This window comes from Streptomyces sp., from assembly GCF_031178505.1.
In the GTDB taxonomy this organism is placed as follows: domain Bacteria; phylum Actinomycetota; class Actinomycetes; order Streptomycetales; family Streptomycetaceae; genus Streptomyces; species Streptomyces gulbargensis.
Genome location: NZ_JAPSIW010000078.1, coordinates 1 through 14,981 on the forward strand (window position 1 = coordinate 1; position 14,981 = coordinate 14,981).

General features: G+C 71.5%; 11 protein-coding genes. 8 read left to right on the top strand and 3 right to left on the bottom strand.

What is annotated here, in order from left to right; genetic code table 11:
- Nucleotides 1-144: 144 nt before the first annotated feature.
- The 7 genes from RIF68_RS08790 to RIF68_RS08820 all read left to right on the top strand — a co-directional run bounded on the left by RIF68_RS08790 (nucleotide 145) and on the right by RIF68_RS08820 (nucleotide 9,889).
- Nucleotides 145-1,365: an ROK family transcriptional regulator gene (locus RIF68_RS08790; protein WP_309050576.1), complete on the top strand. Its 1,221-nt coding sequence runs from the start codon at nucleotides 145-147 to the stop codon at nucleotides 1,363-1,365.
- Nucleotides 1,366-1,487: 122 nt separating this feature from the next.
- On the top strand, nucleotides 1,488-2,582 hold the full coding sequence (locus RIF68_RS08795; RefSeq protein WP_375165195.1) for a sugar ABC transporter substrate-binding protein: 1,095 nt from the start codon (nucleotides 1,488-1,490) through the stop codon (nucleotides 2,580-2,582).
- A gap of 146 nt (nucleotides 2,583-2,728) precedes the next feature.
- Entirely contained in the window at nucleotides 2,729-3,523 is a 795-nt protein-coding gene (locus RIF68_RS08800) for an ATP-binding cassette domain-containing protein (protein ID WP_309050577.1), read from the top strand.
- On the top strand, nucleotides 3,520-4,848 hold the full coding sequence (locus RIF68_RS08805; protein ID WP_309050578.1) for a sugar ABC transporter permease: 1,329 nt from the start codon (nucleotides 3,520-3,522) through the stop codon (nucleotides 4,846-4,848). Before RIF68_RS08800 ends, RIF68_RS08805 begins: the two co-directional genes overlap by 4 nt.
- Nucleotides 4,849-5,113: 265 nt before the next feature.
- Nucleotides 5,114-7,033 (top strand): 1-deoxy-D-xylulose-5-phosphate synthase, encoded by a 1,920-nt coding sequence (gene dxs / locus RIF68_RS08810; RefSeq protein ID WP_309050579.1) that lies wholly within the window; start codon nucleotides 5,114-5,116, stop codon nucleotides 7,031-7,033.
- 156 nt (nucleotides 7,034-7,189) lie between these two features.
- Nucleotides 7,190-8,668 (top strand): amino acid permease, encoded by a 1,479-nt coding sequence (locus tag RIF68_RS08815; RefSeq protein ID WP_309050585.1) that lies wholly within the window; start codon nucleotides 7,190-7,192, stop codon nucleotides 8,666-8,668.
- A 135-nt stretch (nucleotides 8,669-8,803) separates the two neighbouring features.
- Nucleotides 8,804-9,889, top strand: coding sequence for a hypothetical protein (locus RIF68_RS08820; RefSeq protein WP_309050580.1), 1,086 nt, complete (start codon nucleotides 8,804-8,806; stop codon nucleotides 9,887-9,889).
- An 88-nt stretch (nucleotides 9,890-9,977) separates the two neighbouring features.
- Here RIF68_RS08820 and RIF68_RS08825 read toward each other — a convergent pair whose 3' ends face one another.
- Both RIF68_RS08825 and RIF68_RS08830 read right to left on the bottom strand, forming a co-directional pair.
- Complete coding sequence (locus tag RIF68_RS08825; RefSeq protein ID WP_309050581.1) at nucleotides 9,978-12,134, bottom strand: 3-hydroxyacyl-CoA dehydrogenase NAD-binding domain-containing protein; 2,157 nt, start codon at nucleotides 12,132-12,134, stop codon at nucleotides 9,978-9,980.
- Nucleotides 12,131-13,345: an acetyl-CoA C-acyltransferase gene (locus RIF68_RS08830; protein ID WP_309050582.1), complete on the bottom strand. Its 1,215-nt coding sequence runs from the start codon at nucleotides 13,343-13,345 to the stop codon at nucleotides 12,131-12,133. The genes RIF68_RS08825 and RIF68_RS08830 overlap by 4 nt, the downstream gene beginning before the upstream one ends.
- A gap of 245 nt (nucleotides 13,346-13,590) precedes the next feature.
- Here RIF68_RS08830 and RIF68_RS08835 point away from each other — a divergent pair, with 245 nt between their 5' ends.
- On the top strand, nucleotides 13,591-14,832 hold the full coding sequence (locus tag RIF68_RS08835; RefSeq protein ID WP_309050583.1) for an erythromycin esterase family protein: 1,242 nt from the start codon (nucleotides 13,591-13,593) through the stop codon (nucleotides 14,830-14,832).
- 62 nt (nucleotides 14,833-14,894) lie between these two features.
- Here the strand turns inward: RIF68_RS08835 and RIF68_RS08840 are convergent.
- The coding region (locus RIF68_RS08840) for a hypothetical protein (protein ID WP_309050586.1) at nucleotides 14,895-14,981 on the bottom strand (87 nt) is incomplete at its 5' end.

Consider the following 14,981-nt stretch of genomic DNA (forward strand, 5'->3'; position numbering starts at 1 on the left):
CCCCCGGCGCGCACGGCGCGCCGGGGGCCCCGTCCGTGCTGTGACGCCCACCGCCCCGCCTCTTCAAGGTCTTGACGGGGACCAAGCCGAAAGCGTCCCCTTAGAGTTCACATGTTGGAGAAAACGGCAGGAGTGAGTGAGTCGATGGAGACTCCCGGGTCGCAGACGTCTCTGCACAGGGCCAATCTCGAACGGGTCGTCCGGGCGGTACGGATGGCCGGGTCGCTCACCCAGGCGGAGATCGCCCGGGCGACGGGCCTGTCCGCCGCCACGGTCTCCAACATCGTGCGCGAGCTCAAGGACGGCGGGACCGTCGAGGTCACGCCCACCTCCGCCGGGGGCCGCCGGGCCCGCAGCGTCTCGCTCTCCGGGGACGCGGGCATCGTCATCGGCGTCGACTTCGGCCACACGCACCTCCGGGTCGCGGTCGGCAACCTCGCCCACCAGGTCCTCGCCGAGGAGGCCGAGCCGCTCGACGTCGACGCCTCCGCCGCCGAGGGCTTCGACCGGGCGGAACAGCTGGTCACGCGGCTGATCGAGGCCACCGGCATCGGCCGGGACAAGGTCATCGGGGTGGGGCTCGGCGTGCCCGGCCCCATCGACGTCTCCTCCGGGACGCTCGGCTCGACCTCGATCCTGCCGGGCTGGAGCGGCATCAACCCGGCCGAGGAGCTCTCGGCCCGTCTCGGCGTCCCGGTGCACGTCGACAACGACGCCAACCTCGGCGCCCTCGGCGAACTGGTCTGGGGCAGCGGCCGGGGCGTGAAGGACCTCGCGTACATCAAGGTGGCCAGCGGCGTCGGCGCCGGTCTGGTGATCGACGGCCGGGTCTACCGGGGCCCCGGCGGCACCGCCGGCGAGATCGGGCACATCACCCTGGACGAGTCCGGTCCCGTCTGCCGCTGCGGCAACCGGGGCTGCCTGGAGACCTTCACCGCGGCCCGCTACGTCCTGCCGCTGCTGCGGCCCAGCCACGGCCCGGACCTCACCATGGAGCGGGTGGTCCAGCTGGCCCGCGAGGGCGACCCGGGCTGCCGCCGGGTCGTCGCCGACGTGGGCCGGCACATCGGCAGCGGCATCGCCAACCTGTGCAACCTGCTCAACCCCAGCCGGGTGGTGCTCGGCGGGGACCTCGCCGAGGCCGGCGAGCTGGTCCTCGCGCCCATCAGGGACTCCGTCTCGCGGTACGCGATCCCCAGCGCCGCCCGGCAGCTGTCGCTCGCCCAGGGCGCCCTCGGGGGCCGCGCCGAGGTGCTGGGGGCGCTGGCCCTGGTGCTCAACGAGATGGGGGACTCGACGCTGCTGCACAGCGCGGGGAGCGGGCTGCCCGCCGCCGCGCCCGAGGCCACGCCTGCCTTCACTTAGATTACGAACGGCACCGTTGTCATCTCGTTAAGGATTTACTTCTTGACGTCGATCGTGCGGCCGAGTTGACTTCGTGCCACCTCGGCCGCAACGTCGCGGCCTCGTCAGGGAGGCAACCCCACATGAACGCAATGACGCGTCGCGTCGTCATAGGCACGGCCGCGGTCTCGATGGCTCTCTCGCTCGCCGCCTGCGGCAAGGCGGGTGACGGCGGCTCGGACGGCGGCGGTGACGGCAAGACCATCGGTCTGCTCCTGCCGGAGAACAAGACCACGCGTTACGAGACCTTCGACCGCCCGATCATCGAGGCGAAGATCAAGGCCCTGTGCTCCGACTGCGAGGTCAAGTACAACAACGCCGCGCAGGACACCGAGACCCAGAAGAAGCAGTTCGACGCGCTCGTCACCCAGGGCGTCAAGGTGATCATCCTCGACTCGGTCGACTACAAGGCCACCAAGTCCTGGGTGCAGCAGGCCGAGAAGAAGGGCGTCAAGGTGGTCGCGTACGACCGCCTGGCCGAGGGCCCGATCTCCGCCTACGTCTCCTACGACAACGAGAAGATCGGCCGCCTCCAGGGCGAGGCGCTGGTGAAGGCGCTCGGCGCCAAGGCCAAGGACGCCAACGTTGTCATGATCAACGGCTCGCCGACCGACCCCAACGCCCCGCTGTTCAAGAAGGGCGCCCACAGCGTCCTCGACACCGGCGTGAAGAAGGTCGTCTACGAGCAGGACATCCCGGACTGGTCCCCGGACGAGGCCAACAAGAAGATGGGCGCCGCCATCGACTCCCTGGGCAAGAACGGCTTCCAGGGCGTCTACTCGGCCAACGACGGCATGGCCGGCGGCATCATCACCGCGCTGAACAAGCAGGGCGTCAAGGTCCCGGTCGGCGGCCAGGACGCCGAGCTCGCCGGTCTGCAGCGCATCCTCAAGGGCGACCAGGCCTTCACCATCTACAAGCAGATCAAGCCGGAGGCCGAGACCACCGCCGAGATCGCGGTGCGCCTCCTCAAGGGCGAGAAGATCGACGACCTGGTCCCCACCAAGGTCACCAGCCTGACCGGTGAGTTCAAGGACATCCCGGCGAAGCTGTACGACGCGCAGATCGTGACCAAGGAGAACATCGCCTCCACGATCGTCGCCGACGGCGTCTACAAGGCCGCCGACATCTGCACCGCCGAGTACAAGGCGGCCTGCGACGCGGCCGGCGTCAAGTAACGCCCCCGTCCCGGAACCGGTCCGGCGCGCCCCGCCCCGTCCGACGCCCCGCAAGCGGGGGCGGGGACGCCGGACTCACCACCCCCCGTGCTTTCGCACCCCCTTGTGCTCCCGCACCTCATCCCCGCCGGTCAGGCGGCAAGGAGATGATTCACGTGTCCGCTACGCCCGTGCTGGCGTTGCGCGGGGTCTCCAAGCGGTTCGGCGCCGTCCAGGTGCTCACCGACGTCGATCTGGAGATCCATGCCGGAGAGGTCGTCGCCCTCGTGGGCGACAACGGCGCCGGCAAGTCGACCCTCGTCAAGACCATCTCGGGTGTCCACCCGATCGACGAGGGCGTCATCGAGTGGGAGGGCCGCCCGGTCCAGCTCACCAAGCCCCACGACGCCCAGAACCTCGGCGTCGCGACCGTCTACCAGGACCTCGCGCTCTGCGACAACCTCGACGTCGTCGCCAACCTCTTCCTCGGCAGCGAGCTGGCCTCCGCCTCCGTCCTCGACGAGATCGCGATGGAGAAGCGGGCCCGGGAACTCCTGGACACCCTGTCCATCCGGATCCCCAGCGTCCGTATCCCCGTCGCCGCCCTCTCCGGCGGACAGCGCCAGGTCGTGGCCATCGCCCGCGCGCTGATCGGCGACCCGAAGATCGTCATCCTCGACGAGCCCACCGCCGCCCTCGGCGTCGAGCAGACCGCACAGGTGCTCGACCTCGTGGAACGGCTGCGCGAGCGCGGCCACGGCGTCATCCTCATCAGCCACAACATGGCCGACGTGCGCGCCGTCGCCGACAAGGTCGCCGTGCTCCGGCTCGGCCGCAACAACGGTGTCTTCGACGTCGCGGACACCACCCACGAGACGATCATCGCCGCCATCACCGGTGCCACGGACAACGCCGTGACCCGTCGGCAGGCCCGTACGGCCGCGAAGGAGGACGCCAAGTGAGCGACCTCGCCAAGACCCCGAAGTCCCCGGCGGACGCCGGTACCGACACCACGACCCAGGCCCCGGCCGCCGCCGTCGAGGGCTCCGCCGCCCCCGTCCCGGCCGTCGACCCGCGCCTCCTCGTCCGCGAGGAGGGCCTCAAGGGCTACTGGACCGAGTTCACCCGCAAGATCCGCGGCGGCGAGCTCGGCTCCCTGCCGGTCGTCCTCGGCCTGATCGTCATCGCGGTCGTCTTCCAGCTCCAGAACAGCAACTTCCTGTCCGCGAGCTCGGTCGCCAACATCGCGGTGTACTCCTCCGGCCTCGGCATCATGGCCGTCGGCATCGTCTTCGTCCTCATCCTGGGCGAGATCGACCTGTCGATGGGCTCCGTCGCCGGCGTCGGCGCCGCCGTCTGGGCCGGACTCCAGGTGAGCAACGGCACCAACGAATGGCTCGCCATCGTCCTCGCCGTCCTCACCGGCACCGTCATCGGCGCCCTCCACGGCTTCTTCTTCGCCAAGATCGGCGTCCCCGCCTTCGTGGTGACCCTCGCCGGCTTCCTCGGCTGGATGGGCCTCCAGGAGTGGCTCATGGGCGGCGAGGGCTCCATCAACACGCCCTCCGGCAGCGTGGTGGAGAACCTCACCAACTACTTCTTCGCCGACAAGATCGCCGCCTACGGCCTCGCCGTCCTCGCGGTCGCCGTGTACCTGGTCTCCCTGCTCCGCGACAGCAGCCGCCGCAAGGCCGCCCAGCTCCCGGCCCGCCCGGTCACCGAGATCGCGCTGCGCACCGCCGTCGTCGCGGTCCTCGTCCTCGCCGTCGCCTACGTCATGAACGAGCCCGAGGGCGCCCGCGGCCTGCCGCTCGCCCTGGTCCTCTTCCTGGCCGTCCTGGTGCTCGCCGACTTCGTCGCCCGCCGCACCGTCTTCGGCCGCAAGGTCTTCGCCGTCGGCGGCAACGCCGAGGCCGCCCGCCGCGCCGGCATCAACGTCGACCTGGTCCGCATCAGCGTCTTCGCCATCGCCGGCACCCTCGCCGCGTTCGGCGGACTCTTCATCGCCAGCCTCTCCGGCGGCGCCACCAAGTCGCTCGGCGGCGGCAACACGCTGATGCTGGTCATCGCCGCGGCCGTCATCGGCGGCACCAGCCTCTTCGGCGGCCGGGGCAAGGTCTGGTCGGCGCTCCTGGGCATGATCGTGATCCAGTCCATCCAGCAGGGCCTGAACATGATCGGCATGTCCAACGCCATCCAGAACATGATCACCGGCGCGGTGCTCCTCGCCGCCGTCGTGATCGACTCGGTCTCCCGCCGCACGCAGAAGACCGCCGGGCGCGCCTGACGTCCGCGTAACGCTCGCCACACCGCCCGGCGCCGCGAAACCGGCGCCGGGCACCGGTGCGTCCGGAGCAGTGCGGGCGCGCGTGCGGAGCCGTACGGATCAGGAGGACGGCTCCGCGCGGATCACGCGTACGAAGCCGTACAGATCAGCGGTCCATGGGCCGTACGGGTGACGCCTCACCCCCGGCCCGATGCCCGGGATCCAGGACGGAACATTAGACTCGACCGAATCGGCAAGCTCGACCAGCACACGCAAGGAGGCACGGGTGGCCCTGCTGACCCGTATCAGGGGACCGCGCGACCTGGACCGGCTCTCCCCGGAACAGCTGGAGCAGCTGGCCGCGGAGATCCGGACCTTCCTCGTCGACGCCGTCTCCAAGACCGGCGGACACCTCGGCCCCAACCTCGGCGTGGTCGAACTGACCATCGCCCTGCACCGCGTCTTCGAGTCCCCCAAGGACAAGGTCCTCTGGGACACCGGCCACCAGAGCTACGTCCACAAGCTGCTCACCGGCCGCCAGGACTTCTCCCGGCTGAAGATGAAGGGCGGCCTGTCCGGCTACCCCTCGCAGGCCGAGTCCGAGCACGACGTCATCGAGAACTCGCACGCCTCCACCGTCCTGGGCTGGGCCGACGGCCTCGCCAAGGCCAACGAGATCCTGCGCAAGGACGACCACGTCGTCGCGGTCATCGGTGACGGCGCCCTCACCGGCGGCATGGCCTGGGAGGCGCTCAACAACATCGCCGCCGCCAAGGACCGCCCGCTCGTCATCGTCGTCAACGACAACGAGCGCTCGTACGCCCCCACGATCGGCGGCCTCGCCAACCACCTGGCCACCCTGCGCACCACCGACGGCTACGAGCGGTTCCTCGCCCGCGGCAAGGACATCCTGGAGCGCACCCCCGTGGTCGGGAAGCCGCTCTACGAGACCCTCCACGGCGCCAAGAAGGGCCTGAAGGACTTCATCGCCCCGCAGGGCATGTTCGAGGACCTGGGCCTGAAGTACGTCGGCCCGATCGACGGCCACGACCTCGAGGCCCTGGAGTCGGCCCTCACCCGCGCCAAGCGCTTCGGCGGCCCGGTCATCGTCCACTGCATCACGCAGAAGGGCCGCGGCTACGAGCCCGCGCTCGCCGACGAGGCCGACCGCTTCCACGCCGTCGGCAAGATCCACCCCGACACCGGCCTGCCGATCTCCACGTCCGGGGCCGACTGGACCGGCGTCTTCGCCGACGAGATGGTCGCGCTCGGCAAGGAGCGCGAGGACATCGTCGCCATCACGGCGGCCATGCTCCAGCCCGTCGGCCTCGACAAGTTCGCCAAGGTCTTCCCCGAGCGCGTCTTCGACGTCGGCATCGCCGAGCAGCACGCCGCGGTCTCCGCCGCCGGCCTGGCCACCGGCGGACTGCACCCCGTCTTCGCCGTCTACGCCACCTTCCTCAACCGGGCCTTCGACCAGGTCCTCATGGACGTGGCCCTGCACAAGTGCGGAGTCACCTTCGTCCTGGACCGGGCCGGTGTCACCGGTACCGACGGCGCCTCCCACAACGGCATGTGGGACATGTCGATCCTCCAGGTCGTGCCCGGCCTGCGGCTCGCCGCCCCGCGCGACGCCGACCAGGTCCGCGCCCAGCTCCGCGAGGCCGTCGAGGTCACCGACGCCCCCACCGTGGTCCGCTTCTCCAAGGGCGCGGTCGGCCCCGCCGTCCCCGCCGTGGGACGCGTCGGCGGCATGGACGTGCTCCGCGAGCCCGGCACCGACCGGCCCGACGTGCTCCTGGTCTCCGTCGGCGCCCTCGCGCCGATGTGCCTGGAGATCGCCGGCCTGCTCGACCGGCACGGCATCTCCACCACCGTGGTCGACCCGCGCTGGGTCAAGCCGGTCGACGAGGCCCTCGCCCCGCTCGCCGAGCGCCACCGCGTCGTCGTCACGGTCGAGGACAACAGCCGCGTCGGCGGTGTCGGCTCGGCCGTCGCCCAGGCGCTGCGCGACGCCGGCGTGGACGTACCGCTGCGTGACTTCGGCATCCCGCCGCGCTTCCTCGACCACGCCTCCCGCGGCGAGGTGCTGGCCGAGATCGGGCTGACCGCCCCGGACATCGCGCGCCAGGTCACCGGCCTGGTGTCCCGTCTCGACGGCCGGTTCGAGGAGAGCAGCCAGGCGGTGGAGCCCGCCCGCGACTGACGCACCCCGTCACCCCGCGTCACCATTGGGCCGGTCGGATCACCCTTACAGGTGCCGACCGGCCCTTCCGCGTGCATCCTGACCTGAGAGCGGGCAGCCCCATGGCAGGGAGGTACGACGGTGAGTACGGACCAACGGCCACGCGCCAACTCCGGCATGTTCCGGACCAAGACGGTCGAGCAGTCGATCCGCGACACGGAGGAACCGGAGCACGCGCTCCGGAAATCCCTCTCGGCCTGGGACCTCACGGTCTTCGGCGTCGGCGTCATCATCGGCACCGGCATCTTCGTGCTGACCGGCAAGGTCGCCAAGGAGAACGCGGGCCCGGCGACGGCCCTCGCCTTCGTCGCCGCCGGCATCGTCTGCGCCCTCGCCGCCCTCTGCTACGCCGAGTTCGCCTCGACGGTGCCGGTGGCGGGATCGGCGTACACCTTCGCGTACGCCTCCATCGGCGAGCTGCCCGCCTGGATCATCGGCTGGGACCTCGTCCTGGAGTTCGCCCTCGGTACGGCGGTGGTCGCCGTCGGCTGGTCGGGGTACGTCCGCTCGCTGATGGACAACATCGGCTGGCATCTGCCGGCCGCCCTGGAAGGCCCCGACGCACCCGGCGGCACCTTCGACATCCTGGCCTTCCTCCTCGTCCTGGTCCTCACCGTCATCCTCGTCCTCGGGATGAAGCTCTCCGCCCGCATCACCGCCCTCGTCGTCGCCATCAAGGTGACCGTGGTGATGATCGTGATCGTCGCGGGCCTGTTCTTCGTCGTCGGCGACAACTACAAGCCCTTCATCCCGCCCGCCGTCACCCCCGAGGGCGGCGGCTCCAACTGGGACTCGCCGCTGGTCCAGCTGCTGTTCGGCTACGAGCCGACCAACTTCGGCGTCATGGGCATCTTCACCGCCGCCTCCGTCGTCTTCTTCGCCTTCATCGGCTTCGACGTCGTGGCCACCGCGGCCGAGGAGACCAAGCTGCCGCAGCGCGACATGCCCCGCGGCATCCTCGGCTCCCTCTTCATCTGCACCGTGCTCTACGTGGCCGTCGCCCTCGTCGTCACCGGCATGCAGCACTACACCGAGCTCTCCGTCAGCGCCCCCCTCGCCGACGCCTTCAAGGCCGCCGGACACCCCTTCTACGCGGGCGTGATCAGCTTCGGCGCCGCCGTCGGCCTCACCACGGTCTGTCTGATCCTCCTGCTCGGCCAGACCCGGGTCTTCTTCGCCATGAGCCGCGACGGCCTGCTGCCCCGGTTCTTCTCGGTGACCCACCCCAAGTACCGCACCCCCTACCGGCCGACGATCCTCCTCGGCGTGCTCATCGCGATCGTCGCGGGCTTCACCAGCATCAACGAGCTGGCGACGCTGGTGAACATCGGCACCCTCTTCGCCTTCGTCGTGGTCGCCGCCGGCGTCATCGTCATGCGCCGCAGCCGCCCCGACCTGCCCCGCGCCTTCCGCACCCCCTGGGTCCCGGTCCTGCCCGTCCTCTCCATCGCCGCCTCCCTGTGGCTGATGCTGAACCTGCCCGGCGAGACCTGGTTCCGGTTCGCGGTCTGGATGGCGATCGGCATCGTCGTGTACTTCCTGTACGGACGCGGCCACAGCCGGCTCGGCCGGGAGGGCCGGGACGCCACCTACTGAGCCCCCGCCGCCGTCCCGCGGGGGCGCCCGCGGCGGCCGCGTACGGGATTCCGGGCGGCGGAGGGACGGGTTCACCCGGGCCGATAGGGTCGGCTCGTACCCGACCTCAACGTTGACCGGAGTGCTGCAGCCCCCATGGCGAATCGATCCGAGGCCCCCACAGCCCGCCCCACCGGTTCCCCCGCCGCCCCCAGACTCCACGGCGCCTGGCTGGCCCGTGGCAAAGAGGGGAGATTCAGCGCCTACCTGCCCAGGAACGGCGAGGTGGTCCGCTGGACCGAGGGGGCCGACGGCCGCTGGACCGGCCCCGTCTCGCTCGGCGGCGGGGTGCTCCTGCCCGGCCTCTCGGTCGGCCAGGGCGCCGACGGCTACGTCCACCTCGTCGCGCTGCGGCCGGCCGCCGGCGGCGAGCAGGACCACGTCGAACTGGTGCACACCACCCAGTACCAGACGGGCCGCCCCGCCCTGGAGTGGCGCTCCCTCGCCCACCCCAACGGGCCCTCCTACACCTGGACCGGGACTCCGGCCGTCACCGTGGACGGCATCGGCCGCACCTACGTCTTCTCCCGCAACGGGGGCGGCGGCGTCAGCGTCCGCGCCCAGAAGGACGCCGGTGGCTGGCACCCCTGGTGGGACCTTCTCGGCTCCAAGACCGACCCCTCGCCCGCCGCGGTCACCAACGGCTCCGGGTTCGTCGAGCTGTACAGCTCCCACGCCAAGGGCCTCGTCCGCTACCAGCAGCGCGAGTCCGGCGGAAAGCCGGTCCGCGAGGAGCTCCTGCCCGCCTCCGTGACCATGGGCACCCTCACCGCCGTCACCGGCCCCTCCGGGCACACCACGGCCTTCTACGTCGACCAGGAGGGCCAGGTGTGCGCCTGGTCCCCGGACCGCTCCCTCGCCCCCACCCGTCTCGTCGGGGCCGCCGGGCCGGGCCCCCTCACCGCCACCCGCTGCGTCGTCGGCGGCGCCGACCGCACCGTCCTCGCCCAGCGGGCCGAGGACGGCCGCCTCGCCCTGTGCGCCCACCCCAGCGAGCAGGAGGACGCGGGCACCGCCTGGACGTACACCGGCAAGCCGTACGGCGAGCTGTCCACCGCCCTGCGCTCCGGGCCCGACGGCCGCCTGGTCGTCCTGGCCCTGGCCGACGGCTCGCTGCTCACCGCCCGCGCCCGCCCCGGCGCGGACGTGACGGCCCTGGAGCCCTGGCACACCCTCGGCTGACCCGCCGCCCCGCACGGGGCCCTGGACGGGGAACGGCCCCGGCACCTTTCCAGGTGCCGGGGCCGTTCCCGTACGTGCCGTCCTGCCGTTACGCCGGGACGCTCGCCACGCCCGGGGCCAGGAACCGCTTGCCGTTGACGCGCTCGGAGACGCCCTCACGGTCCAGGTACGGCGTGATGCCGCCCAGGTGGAAGGGCCAGCCCGCGCCGGTGATCAGGCAGAGGTCGATGTCCTGCGCCTCGGCGACGACACCCTCCTCCAGCATGAGGCCGATCTCCTGCGCCACCGCGTCCAGGACGCGGTCCCGGACCTGCTCCTCGGTCAGGACGGTGTCGCCCTGCTTCAGGAGCGCGGCGACCTCGGGGTCGAGCTCCGGCTTGAAGCCGTTCTCCGGCTTGAAGCCGTTCTCCGGCTTGTAGACGTAGAAGCCGCGCTTGCCGGCCTCGACGACCGCCTTCAGGTTCGGGGAGACCTTGAAGCGCTCCGGGAAGGCGCGGTTCAGCGTCTCGGAGACGTGCAGACCGATCGCCGGGCCGACCAGCTCCAGGAGGACCAGCGGCGACATCGGCAGGCCGAGCGGCTCGACGCCCTTCTCCGCCACCTCGACGGGCGTGCCCTCGTCGATGATGTTCTGGATCTCGCCCATGAAGCGGGTCAGGATGCGGTTCACGACGAACGCCGGGGCGTCCTTCGTCAGCACACCCGTCTTCTTCAGCTTCCTGGCGACGGCGAAGGCGGTGGCCAGGGAGGCGTCGTCGGTCTTCTCACCGCGGACGATCTCCAGGAGCGGCAGGACCGCGACCGGGTTGAAGAAGTGGAAGCCGACCACGCGCTCCGGGTGCTGGAGCTTGGAGGCCATCTCCGAGACCGACAGCGAGGAGGTGTTGGTGGCGAGGATCGCGTGCGCCGGGGCGACCGCCTCGACCTCCGCGAACACCTTCTGCTTGACGGACATCTCCTCGAACACGGCCTCGATGACGAAGTCCGCGTCCGCGAAGCCCTCGGCCTTGTCCAGGACACCGGAGACCAGGCCCTTGAGACGGTTGGCCTTGTCCTGGTTGACACGGCCCTTGCCGAGCAGCTTGTCGATCTCGGCGTGCACGTAGCCCACGCCCTTGTCGATCCGCTCCTGGTCGATGTCGGTCAGGACGACCGGCACCTCCAGGCGGCGCAGGAACAGCAGGGCCAGCTGCGAGGCCATCAGACCGGCGCCGACGACACCGACCTTGGTGACCGGGCGGGCCAGCGACTTGTCCGGGGCGCCGGCCGGGCGCTTGGCGCGCTTCTGCACCAGGTTGAAGGCGTAGATGCCGGAACGCAGCTCGCCGCCCATGATCAGGTCCGCGAGGGCCTGGTCCTCGGCGTCGAAGCCCTTCTGCAGGTCGCCGTCCTTGGACGCCTCGATGATGTCCAGGGCGCGGTACGCGGCCGGAGCGGCCCCGTGCACCTTGGAGTCGGCGAAGGCACGGCCCTTGGCGACGGCCTGGTCCCAGGCCTCGCCGCGGTCCACCTCGGGACGCTCGACGGTCACGGTGCCGTTCAGGACGCCCGCGGTCCAGATCAGCGACTGCTCCAGGAAGTCGGCGCCCTCGAAGATCGCGTCGGCGATGCCGAGCTCGAAGACCTGCTTGCCCTTGAGCTGGCGGTTCTGGTTGAGCGAGTTCTCGATGATGACCGAGACGGCCTTCTCGGCGCCGATCAGGTTCGGCAGGACCGTGCAGCCGCCCCAGCCGGGCACCAGGCCGAGGAAGACCTCGGGCAGCGAGAAGGCCGGCAGGGCCTTCGACACCGTGCGGTAGGTGCAGTGCAGACCGACCTCGACGCCGCCGCCCATGGCCGCGCCGTTGTAGTACGCGAAGGTCGGCACGGCGAGCGCGGACAGACGCTTGAAGACGTCGTGGCCGCCCTTGCCGATGGCCAGGGCCTCCTCGTGCTTCTTCAGCAGCTCGACGCCCTTGAGGTCGGCGCCGACGGCGAAGATGAACGGCTTGCCGGTGATGCCGACGCCGACGATCTCGCCGTTCGCGGCCTCCGCCTCGACCTGGTCGATCGCCGTGTTCAGGTTGGCGAGGGACTGCGGGCCGAAGGTGGTCGGCTTGGTGTGGTCGAAGCCGTTGTCCAGCGTGATCAGCGCGAACCGGCCCGCACCCGCGGGCAGCTCGAAGTGACGTACGTGGGCGCTGGTGACGACCTCGTCCGGGAACAGCTCGGCCGCACCCTTCAGAAGCTCGGCGGTGTTGCTCACTTGCCCTCCCAGTGGGGGTTCTCCCAGATGACCGTCGCGCCCATGCCGAAGCCGACGCACATGGTGGTGAGGCCGTAACGGACCTGCGGCTGCTCCTCGAACTGGCGGGCCAGCTGCGTCATCAGACGGACGCCGGAGGAGGCGAGCGGGTGACCGAAGGCGATGGCGCCGCCGTACTGGTTGACGCGCGCGTCGTCGTCGGCGATGCCGTAGTGGTCGAGGAAGGCGAGGACCTGGACGGCGAACGCCTCGTTGATCTCGAACAGGTTGATGTCGTCGATCGTCAGGCCCGCCTTGGCGAGGGCCTTCTCGGTCGCCGGGATCGGGCCGTAGCCCATGACCTCGGGCTCCACGCCCGCGAAGGCGTAGGAGACCAGGCGCATCTTGACCGGGAGACCGTTCTCCCGGGCGAAGTCCTCGGAGGCGATGATCGAGGCGGTGGCGCCGTCGTTCAGGCCGGCCGCGTTGCCCGCGGTCACGTTGCCGTGGACGCGGAACGGCGTCTTCAGGTTGGCCAGCGACTCCAGCGTGGTGCCCGGGCGCATCGGCTCGTCGGCGGTGACCAGGCCCCAGCCGGTCTCGCCGGCCTCGGGGGAGGTGCGGCGCACCGAGACCGGCACCAGGTCCTGCTGGATCTTGCCGTCGGCGTACGCCTTGGCGGCCTTCTCCTGCGAGCGCACGGCGTACTCGTCGGCACGGCGCTTGGTGATGTGCGGGTAGCGGTCGTGCAGGTTCTCGGCGGTCATGCCCATGAAGAGGGCCGACTCGTCGACGAGCTTCTCCGACACGAAGCGCGGGTTCGGGTCGACACCCTCGCCCATCGGGTGGCGGCCCATGTGCTCGACACCGCCGGCGATGACGGCGTCGTACGCGCCGAAGGCGATCGAACCGGCCACCGAGGTGACGGCGGTCAGCGCGCCGGCGCACATGCGGTCGATGGAGTAACCCGGCACCGACTGCGGCAGCCCGGCCAGGATGCCCGCCGTGCGCCCGAGGGTCAGCCCCTGGTCGCCGATCTGCGTGGTGGCCGCGATCGCGACCTCGTCGATCTTCGCGGGGTCCAGGCCCGGGTTGCGGCGCAGCAGCTCCCGGATGGCCTTCACGACGAGATCGTCGGCGCGGGTCTCGTGGTAGATGCCCTTCGGGCCCGCCTTGCCGAACGGGGTGCGGACGCCGTCGACGAAGACGACGTCCCTGACGGTACGAGGCACGATGGCTCTCCTCCAGGGTGCGGGGTGGCACTGCTGCGGCGCACGGCTAAGCGTGCGCTTGCTTCCCCCATGCTACTTGTGGGTAACCAGGCTGCCCACCCCCTGAGGGGCAAGCGGTGAAGGTCACATCCGCGGATCACCCCGACCGCGTCCGCCTTTCCGGCCACCTTTGGCTCAGGGACGGCGCGCGGGACGCGGCCCTCCTCATTAGTGTCCTCGCGCGGAGCGCGACGGAGGGGGAGGACATGTCCGACGAGGTGACGAACTGGCCGGCCCGTACGGCCCTGCCGCTGAGCGTCCTGTCCCCCGGCGGCCCGGCGGACGACCTCCGGCCGCTGGGCAAGGCCCTGGACGGTGTGCGGATCGTGGGCCTCGGCGAGGCCACCCACGGCACCGCCGAATTCTTCCGGCTCAAGCACCGTCTGCTGGAACACCTGGTCACCGAGCACGGCTTCACCGTCCTCGCCATGGAGGCGAGCGCCTCGGCGGCCCCCGCCGTCGACGCCTACGTCCGCCACGGTGTGGGCGACGCCGCCGAAGCCCTCGCCGGGCTGGGCTTCTGGACCTGGCGGACCCACGAGATGCTCGCGGTCCTCACCTGGATGCGCGCCTACAACAAGGGCCGTCCGGACGGTGCGAAGGTACGGTTCGCCGGCATCGACCCGCAGAAGTGCGGCCCCTCCCTGACCGCCCTCGACGCCTTCCTCCGCAGGGCCGCGCCCGGCCGCGCGGCCGGGCTCCTGGCCCCGCTCCGCGTGCTCGCCGACGCCGCCCCCGGCTCGCGGCCGGACCCCGAGCGGCGCCTGGTGCGCGAGGCCGGGGACCTGCGGGAGTTCCTGCGGGGCACCGCCCCCGAGGCGGCCGACGCGCTCCGGCACGCCCGCCTCCTGGTGCGGGCCGCCGACCTGGTGACCCGGCCCCGGCGGCACGAGGACCCGGAGGAGACCGTCTTCGCAGCCCGTGACCGGTACATGGCCGAGGCCGTCGGGGACCTCGTGGAGGACCCGGCCGCCAGGGTGGTGCTCTGGGCCCACAACGGGCACCTCACCAAGGGCCGGTACGGCGCGGCGGTGCCGGCCATGGGTCACCACCTGCACGCCCGGTACGGCGACGCCTACTACGCCCTCGGTCTGCTGTTCGGGGGCGGCGCCTTCCGGGCCCGCCGCCTGCGGGCGCTGCCGTGGCTCCGGTCCCGTGCGGGCGCTGCCGTGGCCCACCGGATCGGCCCTCCCCGCCCCGGCACCCTGGAGGCGCGGCTCGCCGAGGCCGTCCCCGGCGACCACCTCCTGGACCTGAGGGGCGCGGGCGGCGCCCCGGACGCGGTACGGGAGTGGCTCAGGGGCCCGCACCCGGCGCGGAGCTTCGGCGCGATGGTGCCCCGCTGGACGTACCGGCTGCACCTGAGTCCGGTCTCCCCGGCCGGGGAGTACGACGGGCTGGGCTACGTCGCCGTCTCCACCTGCTCACGGCCGCTGCCGGAGACCTGAGCCGGGCCCCGACACGCGCGAAGGTCCCCGGGCGTGCCGGGGACCTTCGCGGACCGTTCGTCTCAGGCGGTGGCGGCCAGGGCCGTCACCAGGAGCGGGGTGACCAGGCCGACCTGCCAGGGGCGCGCGCCGTGGGCGGCCAGGGCGGC